At 41.0% G+C, this 23,972-nt stretch carries 18 protein-coding genes; 15 read left to right on the forward strand and 3 right to left on the reverse strand.

The genetic code is table 11. From position 1 onward, the window contains the following. The first annotated feature begins 1,289 nt into the window (after positions 1 to 1,289). The 3 genes from PQO01_RS00005 (at position 1,290) to PQO01_RS00015 (ending at position 2,543) form a co-directional block, all read left to right on the forward strand. Positions 1,290 to 1,463: a hypothetical protein gene (locus tag PQO01_RS00005; protein WP_274311989.1), complete on the forward strand. Its 174-nt coding sequence runs from the start codon at positions 1,290 to 1,292 to the stop codon at positions 1,461 to 1,463. A gap of 394 nt (positions 1,464 to 1,857) precedes the next feature. Further along, entirely contained in the window at positions 1,858 to 2,055 is a 198-nt protein-coding gene (locus PQO01_RS00010) for a hypothetical protein (protein ID WP_274311990.1), read from the forward strand. A 293-nt stretch (positions 2,056 to 2,348) separates the two neighbouring features. After that, the gene (locus PQO01_RS00015) at positions 2,349 to 2,543 is read left to right on the forward strand and encodes a TIGR02450 family Trp-rich protein (RefSeq protein ID WP_274311991.1); all 195 of its coding nucleotides are present in this window, start codon (positions 2,349 to 2,351) and stop codon (positions 2,541 to 2,543) included. A gap of 234 nt (positions 2,544 to 2,777) precedes the next feature. Here PQO01_RS00015 and cysN read toward each other — a convergent pair whose 3' ends face one another. From cysN to PQO01_RS00030, 3 genes are all read right to left on the reverse strand, one after another. Then, a complete protein-coding gene (gene cysN / locus PQO01_RS00020) occupies positions 2,778 to 4,208 on the reverse strand; it encodes a sulfate adenylyltransferase subunit CysN (RefSeq protein WP_274311992.1) in 1,431 nt (476 codons plus the stop codon). Then, complete coding sequence (cysD, locus tag PQO01_RS00025) at positions 4,208 to 5,122, reverse strand: sulfate adenylyltransferase subunit CysD (RefSeq protein ID WP_274311993.1); 915 nt, start codon at positions 5,120 to 5,122, stop codon at positions 4,208 to 4,210. The genes cysN and cysD overlap by 1 nt, the downstream gene beginning before the upstream one ends. Before the next feature lie 147 nt (positions 5,123 to 5,269). After that, complete coding sequence (locus tag PQO01_RS00030) at positions 5,270 to 8,230, reverse strand: insulinase family protein (protein WP_274311994.1); 2,961 nt, start codon at positions 8,228 to 8,230, stop codon at positions 5,270 to 5,272. Between the two features lie 533 nt (positions 8,231 to 8,763). Between PQO01_RS00030 and nrdA the strand changes: the two genes are divergently transcribed. The 12 genes from nrdA to PQO01_RS00090 all read left to right on the forward strand — a co-directional run bounded on the left by nrdA (position 8,764) and on the right by PQO01_RS00090 (position 23,777). Next, positions 8,764 to 11,031: a class 1a ribonucleoside-diphosphate reductase subunit alpha gene (gene nrdA / locus PQO01_RS00035; protein ID WP_274311995.1), complete on the forward strand. Its 2,268-nt coding sequence runs from the start codon at positions 8,764 to 8,766 to the stop codon at positions 11,029 to 11,031. A gap of 20 nt (positions 11,032 to 11,051) precedes the next feature. Continuing rightward, positions 11,052 to 12,182: a class Ia ribonucleoside-diphosphate reductase subunit beta gene (nrdB, locus tag PQO01_RS00040; RefSeq protein ID WP_274311996.1), complete on the forward strand. Its 1,131-nt coding sequence runs from the start codon at positions 11,052 to 11,054 to the stop codon at positions 12,180 to 12,182. A gap of 6 nt (positions 12,183 to 12,188) precedes the next feature. After that, positions 12,189 to 12,482: a class I ribonucleotide reductase maintenance protein YfaE gene (gene yfaE / locus PQO01_RS00045; protein WP_274311997.1), complete on the forward strand. Its 294-nt coding sequence runs from the start codon at positions 12,189 to 12,191 to the stop codon at positions 12,480 to 12,482. A 94-nt stretch (positions 12,483 to 12,576) separates the two neighbouring features. Then, positions 12,577 to 14,799, forward strand: a complete 2,223-nt coding sequence (locus PQO01_RS00050; protein WP_274311998.1) for a multiheme c-type cytochrome — start codon at positions 12,577 to 12,579, stop codon at positions 14,797 to 14,799. 248 nt (positions 14,800 to 15,047) lie between these two features. After that, on the forward strand, positions 15,048 to 16,367 hold the full coding sequence (locus PQO01_RS00055; protein WP_274311999.1) for an IS1380 family transposase: 1,320 nt from the start codon (positions 15,048 to 15,050) through the stop codon (positions 16,365 to 16,367). Positions 16,368 to 16,729: 362 nt separating this feature from the next. Next, a complete protein-coding gene (locus PQO01_RS00060; protein ID WP_274312000.1) occupies positions 16,730 to 17,893 on the forward strand; it encodes a DUF1588 domain-containing protein in 1,164 nt (387 codons plus the stop codon). 10 nt (positions 17,894 to 17,903) lie between these two features. Continuing rightward, entirely contained in the window at positions 17,904 to 19,439 is a 1,536-nt protein-coding gene (locus PQO01_RS00065) for a DUF1552 domain-containing protein (RefSeq protein ID WP_274312001.1), read from the forward strand. After that, a complete protein-coding gene (locus tag PQO01_RS00070) occupies positions 19,436 to 20,146 on the forward strand; it encodes a type II secretion system protein (protein ID WP_274312002.1) in 711 nt (236 codons plus the stop codon). The genes PQO01_RS00065 and PQO01_RS00070 overlap by 4 nt, the downstream gene beginning before the upstream one ends. 23 nt (positions 20,147 to 20,169) lie before the next feature. Then, a complete protein-coding gene (locus tag PQO01_RS00075; protein WP_274312003.1) occupies positions 20,170 to 20,847 on the forward strand; it encodes a prepilin-type N-terminal cleavage/methylation domain-containing protein in 678 nt (225 codons plus the stop codon). A gap of 124 nt (positions 20,848 to 20,971) precedes the next feature. Then, on the forward strand, positions 20,972 to 21,550 hold the full coding sequence (locus PQO01_RS00080; protein WP_274312004.1) for an MjaI family restriction endonuclease: 579 nt from the start codon (positions 20,972 to 20,974) through the stop codon (positions 21,548 to 21,550). Between the two features lie 164 nt (positions 21,551 to 21,714). Continuing rightward, positions 21,715 to 23,115, forward strand: a complete 1,401-nt coding sequence (locus PQO01_RS00085) for a nitronate monooxygenase (protein WP_274312005.1) — start codon at positions 21,715 to 21,717, stop codon at positions 23,113 to 23,115. 197 nt (positions 23,116 to 23,312) lie between these two features. Beyond that, positions 23,313 to 23,777 carry a type II secretion system protein gene (locus tag PQO01_RS00090; RefSeq protein WP_274312006.1) on the forward strand — a complete coding sequence of 155 codons (465 nt, stop codon included), beginning with the start codon at positions 23,313 to 23,315 and terminating at the stop codon, positions 23,775 to 23,777. Positions 23,778 to 23,972: the final 195 nt, after the last annotated feature.

A 23,972-nucleotide genomic window follows, 5' to 3' on the forward strand; every position in this document is an offset into this window, starting at 1 on the left:
CATCTCGCCTGCTTCATACTTTTCTTTTCAATAAACCTCACACCATTTGCCCGTCGATGGCTGACAAACCTCGCTGGGAAGGGGACAGAGTCCCTAGACTGCCTATATAAGTTCATCTAACCCATCCACTCATGCAATACGCGATGGCAGCCGCACTCGCTCTTAAACACCTCCACCACTTCCGAACGAAACATCCTCACATCGTGGTGCCAAGTTGCCGTACTAAAGTACTTATTCATAAAAATAGCTTACAAATTCAATTTAATTTATAGCGACCTTCTCGCCTAAGCTTTGCGGAGTACGCAAAGCCCTGCTCTATTAAAGTATTGATATTTACTTGGAGGTAGGAGTCACTCACACAAAACAGTCCCCACTATTTTTACAAAAGTGCTTTTTCCACTTTTGATGCGGAGCCTGCCTAGCTAAAGGGCACTTAAAAAACAGCTTTTATTTTTTAGTATAAAAATGGTATTTTTGCCTTTGTATTTAGACGACACATTATAATGTCCATCAGTAAACTCCGGATTATTCGACCCATTTTAGTCGATTTCCTCCAGTTCTCTTACAGAGAAACCGGGGTTATTCGACTAAACTCATTTAAAATTTGAATTATGAATTTCATATAATTATCCAACCTCATTCCAGCTAATCCGGAATAGCGACAAAATTCCACAGCTAAAATGTCGCTTTGTTACAAGCCTCTATTTACAATCATTACTACAATTATTATACTTGACTTAGATATCACTATGTAACAAAGGAGCCAGACCAGACAATGTTAACAACACACACACTCAAAAACCACAAAAATATCCCAAGCGATATTTAGTCTACTAATACCATGTTCTGTAGGAATAATAAAAAATAATTTTTGAGTAAAACGAATCTTACAAAACAAATCTCCAAAGACTCAAGAATTGATCGATCATTACAAGAAAATACGAAACATAAATCAATCTCATTAAAGTAAACTACCTATTCTACAAAACGCAGTTTTACTCTGTGTAGATGCGAAGTCAGCAATTTATCAAAAATAAACGCAATTCATTCCTCAAAACAATCTGAGTAAATGCGAAGTCAGCAAATAGAATTAGTCTTATAGAAATGAAAAATAACAAAATACAGAACCAAAAAATCGAACTGATATTTTCGTTTTGAATCAAATTTCAAATAGAAAATACAGCTCATTTAGATCGTTAGAATGGAAAATGGAATAGTAAATCTAGAATGAATTGTTACTGACAAAGCAAATCACTTTATTCTTGGAATCACAGAATTAAGCTGACTAAATGCAGAGTCAACAATTCACCAAACTTAAACGCAAATCATCACTCAAAACAAAAGAAGTAAATGCGGAATCAGCAATTGATCGAATCATCTGTTTTATCCCTGATTTGGCTACTTATCAACAATCAAAATGGACAAATTCTAACCAAAAAATCGAACTGATATTTTCGTTTTGAATCACATTTCAAATAGAAAATACAGCTCATTTAAGTCGTTCTGTAGGAATAATAAAAAATAATTTTTGAGTTAAACGAATCTTACAAAACAAATCTCCAAAGACTCAATAATTGATCGATCATTACAAGAAAATACGAAACATAAATCAATCTCATTAAAGTAAACTACCTATTCTACAAAACGCAGTTTTACTCTGTGTAGATGCGAAGTCAGCAATTTATCAAAAATAAACGCAATTCATTCCTCAAAACAATCTGAGTAAATGCGAAGTCAGCAAATAGAATGTAGTCTTATAGAAATGAAAAATAACAAAATACAGAACCAAAAGCTGGAAGGAAGATTTTCGCTAAGGCTCAAATCTCCCTCAGCTTAGACGTTAGGTAAGAATAAAAAATGAAAAAGCTAAACTTCAGGTCAACAGAAGGTCTTATAATAATTGCGATAGTAGGCATTTCTATGGCCATATATTTACCTATAGCAAAAAGACTTATAAACAGTGAATATCATTATATTAATTATATTATTTGGGGGATAGCTGCGATATTTTTAATTAAAGGAATCAAAACAGATTATGACGAAAGACCCAAATAGAGCTACCTCTAAAGAGAATTTATAATATAGGTACGTGTATCATTATTAAACTGAATAACCAAATCACTATCTATGCTATGACAACCCAGTTTTTATAACTCAAAGGTTGACTAAATGGGTAACAGTCAAACAAAAAAAACAATACCTAACCAACGGATCGAACTGATATTTTTCACTCTGTGACATGTATTAGTTCTACTAAGATATATCGTGATGATCCTAGGCTTTAGAGGACACATTAAAAAAGAAAATATTTATACGGCTATTAAGGAACTTAGAGAAAGGTCAAAGATATGGATACAAAAAATATTTTATCAAGTAAGTGGACAGCCCAAGAGGTTGAAAATAAACGTAAGCATTTTGAAGTTGTTTCATTTAACAACAAAGAGAAAAGTGTTTATTTAAAGCCAATCCTCAAAGGGAAAAGTCAGCTAGTTACATTAGAAGAGCTCTTCAAGGAAGAAAAGTGGAAGGCTGGCTGGCATTAGATTTGAAAATTCTAAGTAAAATCTAATCATCTCAAAAAATTACGATTATCTAGTTAAGTATGCATTTAGGTCTATGCGTCACTCCTTTATAGAAGAACTATCAAACTATACGCATAGTCTAAGTTATGCTCAGTGTCTTCGACACTGCCTTTTTCTTCACTTCCCAACAGAACTTAGACAAAACAAAAAAGCACTCGCCAAGGCGAGTGCTTTTTTAGTATTATGAGACTTAACTTATTTAAGTTTACTGATGTCTACACAATTCCAGTGTGGGTACTGTTCGCGAACATAAGCATTAAGTGTGAGCTCATCTTCGCTGAATTCACGACGAATTTCAGCTTCAGAAGAACTAAGAACAGAGGCAACCATACCAGCAGCCATTGTTGTGTTACTTAAGCGGTCAATTACAATAAAAGCACCAGTTGAGCGACAAACTTTGTACTCATCAACTGCCATAGGCTCACTGAGGTTGATAACACAACGAGCGATTTCGTTGAGTTTCAAAGAATCTACCGATTGATGTTCCCAAGTGTTCACATCTGTTCTGTACTCAATATGACTCACTGTACCTGCCACAGTTTTTGTACCTACTTTGAAGTAGTACTCGCGACCTGGCTCAAGATCTTTTTCAGCCATCCAAACGAGGTCAGCAGTGAAAGAGTTACTTACAGCTGGTTGATCATCTTTTTTCACGATCATATTACCGCGACTGATGTCAATCTCATCTTCGGTTGTCAAAGTTACTGCTTGACCAGCAAAACCTGTCTCTTGCTCACCATCATAAGTCACGATGCTTTTGATTTTACTTGTCATACCAGAAGGAAGTGAGACAATCTCATCACCTGGCTTAATTTCGCCAGAAGAAATCGTACCGCAGAAACCACGGAAGTTTAAGTTCGGACGATTGACGTATTGAACTGGGAAACGGAAGTTTTCGAAATTTTTGTCTTCAGAAATTTTTACTGTTTCAAGCACTTCCATGAGTGATTGACCAGAGTACCAAGGAGTTTTCTCACTCTTGTTAACAACGTTATCACCCTTGAGCGCAGACATTGGAACGTAAATTGGATCTTCAATACCAAGCTCATTAGCAATCACTTTGTAGTCAGTAACTATCTTATCATAAACATCTTCATTGAAAGCCTTGCCATCAATCTCGATATCCATTTTATTTACTGCAATCACCACGTGCTTAATACCGAGAAGTGATACAATATAACTGTGACGTCTAGTTTGAGTTTGGATGCCATGACGTGCATCAATCAAAATAATCGCTAAATCACAAGTTGAAGCGCCCGTTGCCATATTACGAGTATACTGCTCGTGGCCAGGAGTGTCGGCAATAATGAATTTGCGGTTATTCGTAGAGAAGTAACGGTAAGCCACATCAATAGTAATACCTTGCTCACGCTCGGCTTGAAGCCCGTCAGTAAGTAAAGCTAAGTCAAACTCTTCATTAGTTGTGTTGTATTTACTAGAATCTTTTTGGATAGCGCTTAACTGATCCTCGTAGATCATCTTTGAATCGTAAAGTAAACGACCGATAAGAGTCGATTTACCATCATCTACACTACCACATGTTAAAAAGCGAAGAAGCTCTTTATTTTCATGCTCTTTAAGGTAAGCGAAAATATCTTCTGCTATAAGATCTGAACTATGTGACATTAGAAATATCCTTCGATTTTTTTCTTCTCCATGGAGCCCGATGAATCGCTATCAATAACGCGACCCTGTCTCTCGGAGGTTTTAGTGAGAAGCATTTCCTGAATAATTTCCGGAAGCGTTGCAGCTTCGGATTCAACTGCACCCGTAAGAGGGTAACAACCTAGAGTACGGAAACGAACGCTTTCCATTGTCGCTTGTTCGCCTGGTTCAAGCTCAAGGCGATCATCATCAACGAGAATCTTTACACCATCGCGCACAACAACTGGGCGAGGCTTAGAATAATAAAGTGGTACAATTTCGATATTTTCGAGGTAGATGTACTGCCAGATATCCAACTCAGTCCAGTTGGACATAGGGAAGACGCGAATACTTTCGCCCTTGCGAACACGTGGGTTGTAGAGGTCCCAAAGTTCTGGACGCTGATTTTTTGGATCCCAACGGTGATTGCGGTCGCGAAAAGAGAATACACGCTCTTTGGCACGTGATTTTTCTTCATCGCGGCGAGCACCGCCGAAGGCAGCATCAAAACCGTAGATATCTAAAGCTTTCTTTAAACCCTGAGTTTTCATGATATCAGTATGAACTGCACTACCATGAACGAATGGGTTGATATTCATTTCAAGACCCTCTGGGTTCTTGTAAACGATTAAGTCGAGATCTTTTTTCTTGGCAAACTCATCACGAAATTCGATCATTTCTTTGAATTTCCAGTTGGTATCAACATGGAGAAGTTTAAAGGGGAGTTTTGCGGGATAAAAAGCCTTGAGAGCCAAATGAAGAAGAACTGATGAATCCTTACCTACTGAGTAGAGCATAACAGGATTATCGAACTCAGCTGCAACTTCGCGGAAGATGTGAATACTTTCCGCTTCCAGCGCCTTCAAGTGAGTAACGCGATGTTCAGGAAGTGACATGTGGGTTTCCTTAATATTATATCATATAAAAATTTAATCAGCCCAACTATTAACCAATCCATTAAAATTCCAAGTTATGCTAAGGAAAAAGGCTTCAAAAACTCTCGTTTTCAAAGCCCCACAAAAAAGCTTTCAAAAGCCATGAGATCAAGTACTTGCGTAAAAATCCTCGTCATCATCTTCGTCGTCCTCGTCACCCCCAGCTCCCGCCAAGTAATCCAAGCGATCAAAAAGTGCACTCGCCTTTTCGACTCTAGCTCGCGCACCATGTACACAAATATTGCCAGATTCATTGAGTTTATCGAACCAAGGCGCTAAAGCTTTTACGTCTTCCAAAGTACAATTCAACAAAGCATCGCGGCGTTCTTGCAGGATTTCGTTATCTATTCCCGCAATGTAGCGACTCATCATCACCCCTGCTTTTTGAGAAATTGTCATTGGCGAATCAATGCGACCAAAAGTACCAATGAAAATTTTATCAAACTCAGCTTCGCTTAAATCGAGATTGCGAATAAAGTCGGCAATCCCCTTATAAACATCAAGGGTTTCTTCCAAGTTTGGATCACGATATGAACAAACATTGAGTACACCATCAAATTTTTCATAACTTAAAAAACAACCATAAGCGCCACCCTGGACGCGAACGCGCTCCCATAGATAACCAGTCGAAAGCAATTGACTCAAGAGCGGGAAACGAGCATCATCTTGAAAGCCGTATTCTTGTAGATTCACACCTGTGCTCACATACTGGACCTGACCTTCTGTTGCTAGAGCCACATTAGCCTTTTCGAGTTTAACTTGAGGCTGCACAGAGTTTTTCTCAAGCGTGCTTAAGCCCTTTGAAAAGAGTTCTAATTTCCCTAAACTTTGATCAATCGTCTCTTCTTCTCCAGTCAAACTCACAATGAGTCCTTGGCGGTTAAAAATCCGTTCTTTAAGTGCTAATAATTCACGACCCAAATCGCCACTCTCTATTCGCTCCAAGCAGGAGTGTAAAAATTTCAAAAAGCTTGGTCCACTTACTTTTTCATCTAAATAATCGGCCTCATTAATACCGCTATTTAGAATAAGTCGAGATATCCATTCTCCACCTTTCACAAAAGAAGACTGAACTTTAGATATTTGCTGAGTTAGCAATTCATTGAGTCGCTTTGAATCAGAAAAATCCAAATCACTAATCACTTCATTTAATAAGGTCAAGAATTCATCTTCGCGAGCATGCATGACTTTCGCAGAAATAAATAGGCTGCGCTTATGCTCTCCCACCAAATTATTCGGCAAACTAAAGTAGGCTCCTACTCCGCCTGTACACGAGGCCAACTCCGTCGTCAGCTCTTCAAAACCCTTATTAGCTGTACCACATGTCAAGCAAGCCAAGGCAAACAACTTCGCCATGGGTAGTTCTTCTACTGAAAAATCATCTAAATTAAAGGCCCACTTAATGTACTGAATGCCACCAGAATTTTGCGGACACCGCAAATACTCCACTCCCCCGACCTCTTTCACATCATAGGGAATTTTATTAATTTCGCGACGTAAATCTTTTCGCGAGAGCTGGGGAATGGTCGCCAAATCTTCTTCAGTATCGGCGGCAGCTTGCGCCTTCAAGAGCTTACTAGCCTCAGTTTTCAAAGATTCTTTTTCTTGCTCACTGAAGCTCGACCAAGCTTTATTAATCCTTTGCTGCTCTTCTTCTACTTCTTTAGCCCCCAAATGTTCATCTGGTGCACAAACCAATGTCACTCGATGAGAATTTTTAATGAAATATTTTTCAATGAGTTGCTCTAAGTAATCACCCTCCGCAATCGACTTCTTCAATTGCTCTAAATGCTTTTCGTAATAAAAGCGTTCTAAGGGATCATAATCATAATTCCAAGAAGAAATTGCATTCAGTGCATAAACGACACCTTTGGGTGTGGAGCCATAATTCGCTTCCCGCAAACGAAATTCAATTGAGTTAATAGCCGCATCAATATGCTCTTGCTGAATACCATTCTCCACTAAATCTTTAAAGACAGTATCCACTAAAGCTATGAATTCATCGCGCTTATCTTCTTCACTATCTCGAATGCCCACGGTCCAGCTCAACTGTAGTGCTTGGTCACTAATGCCATAACCAATAACATCGCTACCAAGCCCCGAACTATTTAATGCCTTACGCAAGGGTGATGCAGATGTCCCCGTGAGTACATGTTCCAAAACCTGTAAACCCATGAGTTCATCCGATTCACCACTTGGGCAAAGCAGATAAGCCATAGCGAGAAAAGTTTGCTTAGAATCCTCTTTTACTGGCGCTGAAGCATAAGTAATCCTTGCTTTACGCTCTTTTGCAAAAGGCACCTGAAACAAAGAATCTTGATTTTTATTTTCTAATTTACTGAATTGCTTAAAGTAGTCATTATGTAGCTGCTCTAAGCAGCGTTCTTCATCAACATCACCGTAAATCACTGTCCAAGAATTACTGGGATGATATTTATCCTTATGGAAGTCACAATACTCCTCATAAGATAAAGAGGGAATAGCAGAAGGCTTACCACCCGAATCGAAACGATAAGCAGTATCCGGACAAAGCTGGGCATCCAACTCTTGAAACAAAATACTTTCCGGAGAAGAATAAACCCCCTTCATTTCGTTGTAGACGACGCCTTTATAATAAGGAGTAGAGTTTTCATCACATTCATAATGCCAGCCCTCTTGTAAAAACGCCCCTTTTTCGAGCTTTGGAAAAAACACACTATCTAGATAAACATCCATCAAGTTATGAAAGTCCTCATCATTGCAACTGGCAATGGGATAGACTGTTTTATCAGGGTAAGTCATCGCATTTAAAAAAGTATTCAAACTGCCCTTCATTAATTCAACAAAGGGTTCTTTAACGGGATACTTGCGCGATCCGCACAATACAGAGTGTTCCATTATATGAGCCACACCATTATCACTACTTGGAGCCGTTCGAAAACCAATACAAAAGGCTTTGTTATCGTCATCGTTCTTTAAAAACAGTACCTTCGCACCACTCTGGGGATGTTCATAAACCTTTGCATCACTCGCAATTTCATTGATATATGTATGACTCTTTTCTTGGTAAAACTGACTATTAATTGACATAAAATATGCTTATATTTATTAGTTATATTCGCTTGGCGCCTCAGCCTATTTGCTTAATTCTCAAAAACTTAGTCCTAATTTTAAATAATACTAGATAAGATTTTTTTTAGCTGATGCCTCAAAGCCCCATTTATGCAAGCCTAAAAATCACCAAAACTCAAAAAAACTTTAAGTTTTTATAGCTTTTTTATCATTTTGATAGTCCTAAAAGTCACCAGACCATGTCACACTAGATCTAGTGTCTATTTTTGGGGCAACCACTAGATCTAGTGGTTTTATTAAAATTTTGTTTTTTTTAGTTTTTACTAATCTTTGACTATTGACCATTTTTCAGAGCATGATAAACTTAATTAGGGATGACTCAAATCGTCAACATTTCTTCATAACTTTTCATCGCGAAAATCCGTCGTCAGCACCGCCTGACTATGAAGTAGTTTTGTCTTAAAAAAGCCATTCGTACAGTAGAAATCAAGCACTTAAAAATAAACCGACTATTTTTTAATAGCCAAAAAAGAGAAGAGAGCATAGGAACCATGACTTCAAACATCCAAGTCACTAAGAGAGATGGCACTCGCGAGACCATCGACCTAGAGAAAATCCACCGAGTTATCGACTGGGCCGCTAAAGACTTAAACCACGTAAGCGTATCCCAAGTAGAGCTTCGATCGCATGTTCAATTCTATGATGGAGTTACGACAGAAGACATCCACGAAACGATGATTAAATCAGCTGCTGACTTAATCTCTGAAGAGAGCCCTGACTATCAATATCTCGCTGCTCGACTCGCTATTTTCCACTTGCGCAAAAAAGCATATGGCCAATTCGACCCTCCCGCACTTTTTGATCACGTCACAAAGCTCGTTAAAGATGGCAAGTACGATAAACATTTACTCGAAGACTATACTGAAGACGAATTCAACGAGATGGAAAATGCCCTCGATCACTGGCGTGACCTCAACTTCTCTTATGCGGCTGTAAAACAGCTCGAAGGTAAATACCTAGTTCAAAATCGCGTTAGTGGTGAGATTTACGAAAGCCCGCAATTCCTTTATATGCTCGTTGGTGCTTGTCTCTTCTCTAAGTACCCAAAAGAAACGCGTATGGATTATATTGTCCGCTTCTATGATGCAGCTTCTAATTTCAAGATTTCTCTGCCCACACCGATCATGGCTGGCGTCCGTACACCTACTCGTCAATTCAGTTCTTGTGTCCTTATCGAATGTGGTGACTCGCTAGACTCTATCAATGCCTCTTCTAGTGCTATTGTAAAATACGTCAGCCAACGTGCAGGTATTGGTCTCAATGCCGGTCGCATCCGCGCTCTCGGCAGCCCGATTCGCAATGGCGAAGCTTTCCACACCGGCTGTATTCCTTTTTATAAACACTTTCAAACAGCGGTAAAAAGCTGTTCTCAAGGTGGTGTTCGCGGTGGCGCAGCCACAGTTTTTTATCCACTTTGGCACCGTGAAGTCGAATCACTTCTGGTACTAAAAAACAATCGTGGTGTTGAAGAAAACCGCGTCCGTCACCTCGACTACGGGGTTCAATTCAACAAGCTCATGTACGAGCGTCTCGTTAAAAAAGGTGATATCACCCTCTTTAGCCCCGGCGATGTTCCTGGCCTCTACGATGCTTTCTTTGAAGACCAAGACAAATTTGAAGAACTCTACGTCAAATATGAAAATGATCCAAGCATCAAAAAAGAGACTATGAAAGCCATCGAGCTCTTCTCTCTCTTTGCTTCGGAACGTGCGAGTACTGGCCGTATTTACCTCCAAAATGTTGACCACTGTAATACCCATAGTCCCTTCCAAGCAGACGTGGCACCTATTAGACAGAGCAACCTCTGTTTAGAAATTGCCCTACCAACTAAACCACTCGAGCACATCAATGACGAAAATGGTGAAATCGCCCTCTGTACTTTGTCGGCTATTAACCTCGGTGCACTCGAAAGTTTAGATGAAATGGAAGAACTAACTGAACTTGCGGTTCGCGCTCTCGACAGCCTACTCGATTACCAAGATTATCCTGTCCCAGCTGCTCGCAACTCTTCACTCAACCGCCGTACACTCGGCATTGGTGTCATTAACTTTGCTTATTACCTCGCAAAAAATGGCGTCTTCTATTCAAATGGTAGTGCCAACAACCTTGTTCACAAAACATTTGAATCACTTCAGTACCACCTCATTAAAGCTTCCTGCAAACTGGCCCAAGAACTCGGCCCTTGCCCTAAGTTTAATGAGACGACTTACTCACAGGGGATCATGCCGACAGATACTTACAAAAAATCTGTTGATGACTTCTGTAACGAAGAACTCCACCTCGATTGGGATCAACTCAAAAAAGACGTTCAAGAACACGGCATGCGCAACAGTACTTTGTCCGCACTTATGCCCTCTGAAACTTCTAGCCAAATTTCTAATGCAACAAATGGCATTGAACCACCCCGTGGCCTCATTGCAGTTAAGCAAAGTAAAGATGGTATTCTCAAGCAAGTTGTTCCAGAAATCGAAAAGTATAAATCTTACTATGAACTTCTTTGGCAGATGCCCAATAATACAGGCTACCTCCAACTCGTTGCGATCATGCAAAAGTTCATTGACCAAACAATTTCTGCCAACACAAACTACGACCCATCCAAATTTGATGGCGGCATGGTCCCCATGAAGACCCTTCTTACGGATCTGCTCACTGCCTACAAATACGGCGTAAAGACCTTGTACTACCACAACACACGTGATGGTGCTGGTGACTCTCAGGAAGAAGACGATGGCTGTGCTGGCGGCGCATGCAAAATATAATGAGCATAATAGGATAAATCATGCAGTACTCAATTTTCAATCAGGTCGCAAATGACCCCCTCAAAGAACCCATGTTCTTTGGCAATAACGTTAACGTCTCTCGTTACGACCAACAAAAACACCCCGTTTTTGAACAGCTCATCGAAAAACAGCTCTCCTTCTTCTGGCGTCCGGAAGAAGTCGATCTTAGCCGCGACCGTGCCGACTTCAAAAAGCTCCCTGCTCACGAAAAGCATATTTTCTTGTCAAACCTCAAGTACCAGACTCTACTCGATAGTGTTCAAGGACGTTCGCCAAATGTGGCTTTCCTTCCCGTCATTTCGATTCCTGAGCTTGAAACTTGGGTAGAGACTTGGGCGTTCTCCGAAACAATCCACTCGCGTAGTTACACTCATATTATCCGTAACATCGTTAATGATCCTTCTGAAGTATTTGATGACATTGTGAATAATGAAAACATCATTCAACGCGCCTCTTCGGTGTCGCATTACTACGATAGCTTCATTGAGTTACAAGGTTACTACAACCTTCTTGGCGAAGGTACACATATGATCAATGATGTTCCCGTCGTTGTGAATATGAGAGAACTCAAACGTCGCCTTTTCTTAACCGTCGTTTCTGTGAACGTTCTCGAAGCGATTCGTTTCTACGTCAGTTTTGCCTGTAGTTTTGCTTTTGCGGAACGCGCAGTCATGGAAGGCAACGCCAAGATCATTAAACTCATTGCTCGCGACGAAGCACTCCACCTCACTGGTACGCAACAGATGATTCAAATTTTCCGGGAAGGTAAAGACGATCCTGAAATGGCCGAAATTGCCGCCGAATGCGAAGGTCAAGTTTATCAAATTTTCTCTTCAGCTGCTGAGCAAGAGAAAGAATGGGCTAAATTCCTCTTCCGTGACGGCTCTATGATTGGTTTAAATGCTGATATCCTTGGCGATTATGTTGAGTACATTACCAACGTTCGCCTTAAGGCTTCTGGTTATAAAAACGTTTTCCCAACAACTCAGAATCCATTGCCTTGGATGAATAGCTGGCTCTCATCTGACGCAGTCCAAGTGGCTCCACAAGAAGTTGAACTGAGCTCTTACCTCGTTGGACAAATCGATAGCGAAGTCGAAGAAGATGCCTTTGACGATTTCTCCTTCTAAATAATTATGGCCAAGATCCACATAGAAGACAAACATTGCTTTGAAGCCCAAGGAGACATCAGTCTCCTTGAGGAATTAGAAGCTCAAAATCTCGATGTAAATTATAGCTGCCGCTCCGGTTTTTGCGGAGCCTGCAAAGCCACTGTCGTGAAAGGCGACGTGGAACACTTAGAGTCAAGTATGTGCAAACTCGCCAAAGACGAGATTTTGACTTGCTGTAGTAAAGCCATGGGAGATATTGAACTTTCCTTTAAGGAAAAAGTAAATATTTTCCAATCTGCTTACGCACTCAACATTTAAGCAGTTGAATTAAAGTCAATACACACTTATTTTGATCGAGGCTCCCCCTGTGGAGCCTTCTCTTTTTTATGAAAAACCAATTAGGATTAACGACGTGAGTAAGTTTTTCACCAGCTGCACTATTTCTATAATTTTTTTACTTCTCTTTTCTTGCGATAATAAAGCGCCACAAAAACCAGCCCCTAGCCAAGCTAAAACAGAGCTTAGCGCGACAAAAGATGCCAACGATCCCCATGCCAATTATGTAGGTGCCCAAAGCTGCGCCGAATGCCACCAAAAAGAACATGCTGAGTGGCTCGAATCAGATCACAAAAAAGCTATGGCTCCAGCAAATGAAAACTCTGTCTTAGGTGACTTCGATAACCAAACTCTAGAAGTCAATGGCGTAACTCACCGTTTTTATCGTGCCGAAAATGGCGACTATATGGTAGAGGCTGATAATGAGAAAGGCGAAATGACAAGTTACAAAGTTGAGTACGTCCTCGGCTACGAGCCCCTTCAACAGTACATGGTAAAAATGCCTGGCAATAGAATCCAATGCCTCCACACTGCTTGGGACACCAATAAAAAAGAATGGTACCACCTCTACAAAACAGAAAACCCACCTGCCGGCGACTGGCTTCACTGGACGGGACAAGGCATGACTTGGAATTCACAATGCGCCGACTGCCACACGACTAATACTCAAGTTAATTATGATCGCAAAACTAATTCATTTAACACCAATTACTCCGAGGGTTTCGTTTCATGTGAAGCTTGTCACGGCCCCGGAAAAAACCACGTCGCTCATTACAAAGGCGACAAATCTGTTGTTGATGACTTAATTAAACTCACGAAAAAATCGGGAACGACTCAACAGCAAGAACTCAATCGCTGCGCACCCTGTCATGGCTTGCGTAGCCGCCTTGATCACTCCGCCAATCCTCACGGCGCTATTGGCGATAATTATGCCATGAACCTAGCTCGCAATGGCCAATATCAGGCTGATGGCCAAATCCTCACGGAAGTATTTGTGTATGGTTCATTTACTCAAAGCCGTCACCACCGTTTTGGATTACGTTGCTCAGATTGTCACAATCCGCACTCAGGCAAAACTAAATTCCCTGGCAATGCGACTTGTACACAATGTCACCTTCCCGAGCAATACGACACTCCCAAACATACTTTCCACACTGATCCCGAAGGCTCTAAATGTATCAACTGCCACATGCCCGGACGTTATTATATGGGCGTTGACTTCCGTCACGATCACTCCTTCCGCATCCCTCGCCCCGACCTCAGCCGTCGTTATAATACCTCGAACGCCTGTAATGATTGCCATACTGACCGCAACTTTACTTGGGCAGCGCAAGCCATAGAAAAACACTTTGGCCCAACTCGAAAGGCTCACTTTAGTGAAGTCTTGCTAAGCTTACGTAATAATGAACCTGGTTCCGTTGAGCGTGCCTTACAATTATTGAGCACACCAGAGCTCACACCTGAAATGGGTCGTGCCGCAATCCTCTCTGAACTTCCAGCCACTTACTCACTAGAAGTTATAGGTCTCATTGAAACACAGCTCAAAGACCCCTCTGATTTGGTGCGTTATGCTGCAGTAGAAATCTGTGACCCCTTATCAAACGCTGAAAAAATTCGTCTCTTAGCTCCCATCCTAAAAGATAAAGTTCGCAGCGTGCGCCAAGAAGCTGCTTTTGTGCTTTCTTCGATTCCTGAAATGGAATTCCCTTCCAAAGATCGTCATGCTCGTAAAGTTGCCGAAGAAGAATTCATTCAGGCTAATGAAAGTACTGGTGATTCACCTGGTGGACTCTTGCGCTATGGCATCTTTATGGAGCGCAAAGGCCAACAAGAAGAAGCTCTGAAGCTTTACCAAGCTTCCTTGAAAGTTGATAAGCTTTTCCACCCTGCTCGCAGCTCCATGGCCACACTCTATTCACGTCAAGGTAAAAATGACTTAGCTGAAAAAGAGTTACGCACCATCATCACTCAGTATCCTCAACTAGCTCAGTTCCAGTATATGATTGGTCAATTACTTGCAGAAGAAAAGCGCTATATGGAAGCTCAGAAACACTTCGCGAAAGCCGCAGATTTACCCAATTGTCCTCCACAAGTATTCCGTAACTGGGGTTTGACTATGGAAAAAATGGGTCAACATGAGCAAGCATTAAAAATATATGCCCGTGGTTTACAGATCTACCCAGGTTACGGTGAATTACGCGCCTTCATCCAACGTATTGAGGGAGCCAAACAGCAGCAGCAAGAACGCGAACAAAGACGCCAGCAGCAACTGCAGCAGCAACAAGCTCCACCTCAATAAAAGCGCCTCTAGCAATTGTTGTAAAAATACAACAATTGCTAACTCTTCTTACTCAGACTAAGATAGCATCGACGTCTTTAGTCCAGATACTAGGCTCGCAATCAAGCACCGTGAACTCACACAGATATATTTAACTGAGTTTAACCTGAATCCGTGAGCTGATCTTAAAAAACAGCTTAAAAACAAGAAAACCTGTTGGTTTATAGTAATTTAAGTTACGACACCAAAATCACCCAACAGGTTTTCTCATGAATAAAGCATTTAAACTCGACACAGGCAATGATTCCCTTCACAGTATTGGCGGAATATTTTTAGGTGGCCAAGTCCTTCAACAAAGTGAAATTGACGATGAGTTCAATACAGATCACAAGGCCAATCATATCTTTCAAGATCTAGATATTTTCAAATCACAGGTGGGGTTACTGATTCAGGGGCGTGAACGCTTCACAGATATTAGTCAGTTTCGTGAAAACGAAGTCTTTATGAAATCACTTGGATTAAACAAAGTTCCATCCGAGGAACGTTTGCGTCAACGACTAGAAATCATGTCTTCTGAGCATGAAGTGCATTTAAAATCAGCGAATACAAACCTGCTCAAAAAACAGTGTATAGGTAATATATCAAAAGGGGGGATGAATTTTATTCCACTCGATATGGATGTATCACCCATGGATAACTCCGGTAGCCATAAAGAAAATGTGAGTTGGACATATAAAAATCATGACGGATTTTCTCCCATGTTTGCCTACCTTGGAACTGAGGGCTTTATGCTAAATAATGAGCTGCGTCCAGGTTCACAGCATGCACAAAAAGGGATGCCAGAGTTCTTAGATGACAGCTTTACTATGATCAAAAAATTAAAGCTTAAGCACCCCGTACTACTTCGTTTAGATTCCGCTCACGATGCTGAGGTTAATTTCGGACACCTTCCTGATGATCAATATTTTCTGATTAAACGGAACCTTAGAAAGGAATCTAAAGAACAGTGGCTATCCAACGCACGGCGTTTAGGGCGACAGCTTAAATCTCGAGATGGTAAGAGTGTCTTTGTCGGTGAACTCCATCACAAACATCCTGGAAACAATGAAGAACATAAAGTGGTTCCTGTTATTTTTAAAGTTACGGAACGACTCGAAGATCAAGATGGCAATCGACTTTTGATGCCAGAAATCGAAGTGGAGACCTATTGGACGAATTTACCTTTAGAAGCCGAGGATGTGATCGAACTTTATCACGATCATGGAACCAGTGAGCAGTTCCATAGCGAATTGAAGAGCGATATGAATGTAGAGCGTTTACCCTCAGGGAAATTTAAAGCGAATCAATTCTTTTTGCACTGCGCTATGCTCGCTTTTAATGTGCTCAGAGTCATTGGTAATCACCTTATCCATAATAAATCTTTGGCTCCAATTAAAATCAAAGCCCAACGACGCCGCCTACGGTGCGTGATACGTGACTTGATTTTAACCGCTTGTAAACACGTAAAGCACGCAGGAGATGAAACTCTCAAGTTTGGTCGACATAGCCCTTGGTTTAAGCTGTATCAAAAAATATCATTTAGCCTTTAATCCACTAATAAGAAGTTTATTGCAAAGCTCTTTTATTGAGTTTTGTGCTTTACTCTGTCCAAGTTGGGTGAATTGCCTTAGAAATTGCTATATTTACTATCCTTAGACACCTGATCACGAGCGATAGGCTTAAGAAATAAGGACATCTCACAATCTGGGATAAAAACGATCTAAGAATTACTCGACCAAACCATTATCTCATGAATCTCAAAACCTGATCACGAATTCAGGTTCATTTAGAAAAGTATACGGGTCCCATCAAAGGTAAATTCAACTCAACACATGCCAAAAAACTGATTATATCTTTCACTTCACAGGCATATAAGACACGTGATTGTAAAGAGCAAATCCGCATGAGCTTTATGCGAATTAAAAAAGATTTAAACAATAGTGATTCTCTCATCCAAACTTGCAAAAAAGAACTAAAAAGTGTCTTAGTTTCTCCTGAATTCCTCTACAATGGAACTTACAATAAAACTAAAAAGGGAAAGCAGCCCGTAAGTCAGTACTTACTCGCTCAACGACTCTCCTATTTCCTATGGGGAACTCTACCCGACAATGAACTCCTCGATCTAGCTCAGAAAAAACAACTCTTCAACAAAAAGACTTTCCTCGCACAAGTTGATCGTTTACTTGATGATCCGCGTTCAAAAACTTTTACTGAGCTCTTTGCTCGCGAATGGTTAGCCTTAGATGAAATCAAAAAATCATCCTCCAAGTGGCCCCTCGTTCACGCACGCTTTTATCAACCCATACACTTTGTCGATTACCTTATCCGCGATAACCGCCCACTCATGGAACTCATCGATTCAAACGTCACTTATGCCAACCCCTTCCTCAAAGCTTACTACGACAAAAAAGATGGTGCTCAAATCAAAAACACCTCGAAGAGTCGCGGGGTTGAAGTCATTGTCCAAGAACACAGTAGAATCACCTTGGATAACACCCTCAATCGTGGTGGCATCCTCACCATGCCTAGTATTTTAAGCATGTATTCTGGCAAGCGCCGTACGAGTCCCATTCTTCGCGGTGTCTGGGTTCTAGAGCGCATCCTTGGTGATCACTTAGGTGAAGCCCCCATGGACGTCCCCCCCATCCCCAAAGCTAAGCCAGGACAAAAACTTACCTTTAGACAAATTTTTGAACTCCACCAAAGTTCTGATAGCTGTGCAATATGTCACCAAAAAATCGACCCCATCGGTTTTGGACTCGAAAATTATGACTATGACGGAAAATTTCGCCCCTCAGGGCCTGAAGTTGACTCTTCTGGTATGACTCCAGATGGTCGAGAATTCAAAGACTTTGCCGAACTCAAAAAACTACTGGTGAAACGTTATGATGAAGACATCATCCATAACATCAGTAAAAAAATGTATACCTATGCGCTAGCTCGAGGCATGGAAGCCCCCGATCGCCCCATTGTGGATGCGATTTCAAATAAAATGATCGAAACAGACGGCACTTATCGCGACCTCATCCGCGAAGTTGTGACCAGCGCTGCTTTCACCAGCATGATTGTAGAATAGGAGAAAAATTATGTCTTACCAACTTTCACGTCGTTCACTTCTCAAAGGGGCAGGAGTCGCTATGCCTCTTCCCTACCTTAATCTCATGGCTAAATCACAGGATTCCGCCGCGCAAAAAAAGCGCTTTGTCGCCCTTTTTAAACCCAATGGTGTACACCCTCCAACTTGGTCCATTAATGATGGTAAAGAGCACGACTACCAAATGTCAGCACTCATGCGCCCGCTTCAACACCACAAAAAAGACTTACTCATTCTTGATAATATTGGTAATAAACACCAAGCTAGTCATCATGGCTGGAACTTCCTATGCGGCAATCTACGCCCTCAGGAAGCCTCTGTCGATCAGGTCATTGCGGATAAAATCGGCCAAGACACGAGCTTCCGTTCTCTAGAGTTAACCACTGAAGGGGTTTTCACTAATCAGCCCGACTGCAGTTACATTTCCTACGATAGTAAAGGCCGTTTCATCCCTCGTGAAAGTGACCCCCAACTCGTCTTTGACAAACTCTTCCGCAGCCCCATGAGTAGTGCGTCCAAAAGACGTGAAATGGCGAGTATTCTCGATGGCGTTAGAGATAATGCAGCTCACCTCAAACGCCGCGTCGGCAAAGAGGATGCTCAAACTTTAGATGAGTATTATACCATCGTTAGGGAAACAGAGAAAAAGCTTGCGCTGGCCGCAATAACTAGCAAAAGCCAAATCGACACTTCAAAATTCAAACGGCCTTCCACCTGTTCCAACCTTGACGAGCAAGTCACGTCCATGCTAGACATCATGGCACTCGCTCTATGGACTGATACCACTCGCGTTAGCACCTACATGCTTGGCAACGATAATAGCCGCCTAATTTTTGATTTCCTAGGGGTCGATGAACAACACCACTGGCTCTCTCATTTCTTCCGCAATTTCAGTATTGGCAATGTCACTAAACTCAATAAAATCAATTACTGGCACATGCAGAAGTTTGCCTACTTCATGGACAAACTAAAATCCTTTAAGGATGGCAATGACACTCTACTTGATAACACTTTAATTTTTTACGGCAGTAGTATGGGCCATAGTGACACCCACGCAGGCAGTCGCATCCCCGCCGTTTTTGGCGGTGGTAAAAACATCGTTAAAACTGGGCGTTACGTCAATCATGCACAGGCCCAAGATCCACGCGGACTTCACATGGCTCTACTCAAGCAGTACGGAGTTGAAAAAGACACCTTCCAACGCTACGATAAAACAATGTCGGGTCTAGCTGATTCTAATTACGAACATTTTAAAACCAAGCAATACCCCAAATACATCAAAGAAGAAAATGGCATTATAAAACTTCAAGGTAATCTACGCCAAAGTCAAAATATCGATACGCCTCGACTTCACCTCATGAAAGTGGATAATGCCAAGTCTGTTAAAATCGAAGTAGCTTTCAAGAACTTCAACTCAGTTAACCTCGCTTATTACTGCACAAGAGATGTCTATATAGAAGCTAAAGGCAAGAACGAAAATGGTCACTGGATGATCTCTGAAATCACGAAGATCGAAGAAGTTAAATGAAACGTTTTACGCTTATTGAACTTTTGGTTGTAATTGCAGTAATCGCAATTTTATCATCGTTACTACTGCCCTCTTTGGGGAAAGCGCGACGAACTTCTCAAACCGCTGTCAGCATGGGAAATATGAAGCAAATCAACATGGCCATGTTCATGTACCTAGATGACAATAAGGGGCGCTTCCCACCTGGGCGAAGTCCTGTCAATTATGCTTGGGATGATTATATAAGTTCTTATCTTGGCATCGAAATGACCGAAGCGGAGAAAGCGGCGGCGAACCCAACTTATCGCGCGAGCTTTAATTTATTAAAATGCCCCCTTGATGACATCCCGAGAGTCAATGGTAATGGTATACCCAGAAGCTATCAAGTTAATAGCTATACGACAGGCGGGTCAAAAAGAACATTCGATTATAGCACCCCTCTCTATGTTCAAGAGCTCCCTGATCCCACCGCAACTATCATCATAAATGAACAAGTAAAGTCACATAATCCTGTTGGCTCTGGCTCAAATGTCATTATGATGCACGACACCAATTTAGTCGAAGTCACAACGGGTATCGTTCTGAGTGGTGGAGTTCAATATAACGCCAACCACCATAAAAATGGATTTAAAAATCCTGTCGTGCTCGCCGATGGTCACGCTGAAATCATGTACATGCCCACAACGACCGTCAATAATAATTACCTCTGGAATTCCAAGGTATACTAAGACACTAAAATGGAGAGACTCAAATGAAACGTTTTACTCTTATCGAACTCTTGGTCGTCGTTGCTATAATAGGTATCTTAACTTCCTTGCTACTCCCCGTTCTCGGAAAAGCTAGGAAACAAGCTTCAGCTACATCATGTACGAGTCGATTAAAACAAAACTTCACCATGATTCAATTAATGGTGGATGATCACGATGGCTACTTTAACCATAGGCGGATTTCGCAGCATTACCCCGATTCAGCCCAAGTCTGGAGCGAGCGAGTTTTAAGTGATTACTGGTCTGGTGGAAGTAAAAAGAATGTTGTATGCCCGCTACAAGAAGAAGCCGCAATGCGGAGAGCTAATGATAACCGTGTCGCCTATGGTGCACCCAATACTACTCAATTAAGTGATGCCGCTAATCCAGAAGAAATCCATTTACTCAATGGAAACTCCAAAACAGGTGTTTCAGGAGTGTGGAAAAACGGCCTCGAAATCACCAAGCGCTGGTTGCTAGTTGATTCTTATTTTGACCCTTGGAAAGCACCCACTCCAACAATCTCAAACTTAAATGAGAGTAAGATTCACTTACTTCACCTAGAAAAAGCCAATATTGCTTTTGTTGATGGACATGTAGAAGCATACAATAGTACCCAAGTACTTTATGATTTAGGTTTTAATAAAGTTCTAAGCGAAGACTATGCGATAATAGAAAAGTAAACTATCTTGGCTTTCCCCATGCTTATACTGCCACCACCCATATATTACAAATTGATTAAATTCTAGCTTCTGTTCTTGCTCAAAACTTAGTTCTCATATTTCTTAAAAGAAAAGGAGTTTTATCATGAATCATCTTCATTTAAGCAATAGTGAGTTTTCGGTCTTATCAAACACAGGTCACTTCCATAGCGAAGACCTTTTATGCCATTTATTAGACTTAGGAGCTCGTCTTCTCCCCTCTCACAAGCCCAACCTTGCTGAAGTCGTCAAAGAACTCGAATTAGAAGAGAGCATGGGTAATGAAAACAATTGGGAAGAATGGTATCATGAGCAAATGAAAGATTCCTTAGAGAATGAAACGAGGCGCATGACCTTGATGATAGAACGAATGATTTCTTCTCTCTCTCAACTTAAAACTGAGGACATCTCCAATTATTGTCGTGAACGTTTAATTACTGATTCATTCATTGGTAGCGAGGCTAAGCATGCCATCCTACATAAAATAGCCCTCGAAAATAAATGTACTTTAAAAATGGCCAATAAAGACTCAGCATACGATGGCTATATCAACGAACATCCCGTGATCATTAAACATTATCACACTAGCCACGATGATGCTATAGAAGAACTTACTCAAGCGAGTACCATTTTCTATGAGCTACATGAAGATGAAATCGAACTCATTTACGAAATGGCCAGCTGAACTAAAACTAACTATACGTTTATGGATAGGTATCCATAAACGTATAGGCAGGAATGGTATGACTTTTATTATATAAGACATACAAAATAAAGTGCTTACGAATATTTTATAAGCATTCGCAATCTTCATGCTCCATCCTTATTTTTATTAAAAATGAGGAATCTATGAAGACATTAAATTTACCACAAATCATTCAAGGCGGTATGGGAATCGCCGTATCCGATTGGAAACTTGCTAAGGCTGTAGCCAAAACAGGTCAACTCGGTGTTGTTTCCGGAACAGCAATTGAAAACGTCATGATTCGCCGTTTACAAAATGGTGATAATCAAACCCTTAAAGCACTCCTAAACTTCCCAATAAAATCTATCGCTGAGACCATCATCAAGAAATACTATCTTGCCGATGGTAAAAAGGAGGCTCAGCCCTACCGCTTGGCTCCATTAGCCTCAATTCCACTCAAGAATGAACTAAGTGATTTACTGATTGCCGCCAATTTTTGTGAAGTTTTTTTAGCCAAAGAAGCAGGTGGAAAAGTTGGTATTAATTATTTAGAAAAAATATCCATGCCCTTGCTTCCGGCACTCTACGGAGCCATGCTAGCAGGCGTAGATGCGGTCCTCATGGGAGCCGGTATACCCGTGGCTATCCCTGGTGTTTTAGATCAACTTAGCCAGGGAGAACCATGTCGCTTAGCCATACCCGTAACTGGTGCCACAAAAGGCCAAGAGTATTTTCAAGAGTTCGACCCAAAAGAATATAGTTGGGAATCTCCGCTTAAACGTCCTGCCTTTCTCGCTATCATCAGCAGTGAAATTGTCGCAAAAACACTCATTAAACGCGCCGCGGGATCGATAGAGGGTTTTATCATTGAATCGCATCATGCGGGTGGTCACAATGCTCCCCCTAGAAAAGTAAAAGGGCAAGCTATTCACGCTTTCAGCTCTAAAGATTCCGTGGATCTCGAAAGATTTAAAAAACTCAATTACCCCTTTTGGCTAGCTGGATCCTACGCCAAACAGAACGCCTTAGAAGATGCTCTTTCCCTAGGTGCAAATGGTATTCAAGTTGGGTCAGCTTTTGCTTATTGTGAGGAATCTGGTATCGATGCAAGTATAAGGGCGCAAGTCATTGAAGAAAATCATAAACATAATTTAGACATTTATACTGATTTCAAAGCCTCCCCCACTGGCTACCCCTTCAAAATCATTAAACAAACATGGAACTCCAAAACAAGTCCCACTGAACGTAGACGCGTCTGTGACCTCGGCTACTTACGCGAAGCTAACTTAAACGACAATGGGGAGATCGAATATCGTTGTCCTGCCGAATCCACAAAAAACTACCTAGCAAAAGGCGGGAATTTGGAAGATACCCAAGGACGTCAATGTTTATGTAATTCACTCCTCGCTACAGTAGGCCTAGGCCAAGTACGAAAAGACTTTGTCGAGCCTCCCCTTTTGACTGCTGGCGAAGATTTTTCTTTTTTAAGCCGACTCACAGAAAACAAAAAAAACTACACAGCAGTTGATGTCATAGATATGCTAAAACAAGGGTGGCTGAAATAAATCAGTGCTAATCAACAGCAAAAATCATAGATTAGTTTGGAGGCCTAAATTTATTTAAAACGCACCTTTTTTTGTAGAAAATCCCTTTTCATCAGAATTTCATCCTTCATTCGAAGATTTTTCACATAAACTTGCTTTACAAGCACTTCCCCTTGTTTTAGCTTTTAGGTAGAATCTAATTAAACTTGGTAACACATATGAAAAAATCTAAACAATTTACGATAATTGAAATGTTGGTTGTCCTTGCCATCATCTCTTTAATTGTCGGTATGCTTCTAACTGGTATTGCCATTGCGCGTGAATCAGCGCGTGAAACTCGTGCCAAAGCAGAAATGCAACAAATCAAAATGGCAGTTACTCAATACTTATCTACTTTTAAAGATTTTCCTTTTAGTGGCGCATCTGTGACTAGTGACGATAACCCGTCATCTACTTGGGGAGTCATGTGGACTTACCTTAACGGGACTGCAAATACACGAAAACAGTCATTCATTAAAGGTGAAATTAACACAACTCCATGGGGTGGTAATTACACCTTAGCTGTCGACAATGATTACACTAATCAAATTACTGGAGCAGGCTTAAACAATAGTACCGTGGGTGATAAAGTCGCCTTATGGTGTGCAGATAAAGATGGCGACGAAATCAATACTTGGGAATAAGCCTACATAAAAACTTTAAAAGCGAGCCGTTTTGCTCGCTTTTTTTTATGTCTACAAATGATTAAAGTCGGGTTATAAAATAATTTTAATCACTTTCTTTTAAGTAGATATTTGCTATTCATTCTTTTGTGATTATAATAATTATACGACAAGAACAATCCTCTGTGTAATTCATGCATCCGGGCCTCGCAGCCC

This window comes from Lentisphaera marina (assembly GCF_028745505.1).
Taxonomy (GTDB): Bacteria; Verrucomicrobiota; Lentisphaeria; order Lentisphaerales; family Lentisphaeraceae; genus Lentisphaera; species Lentisphaera marina.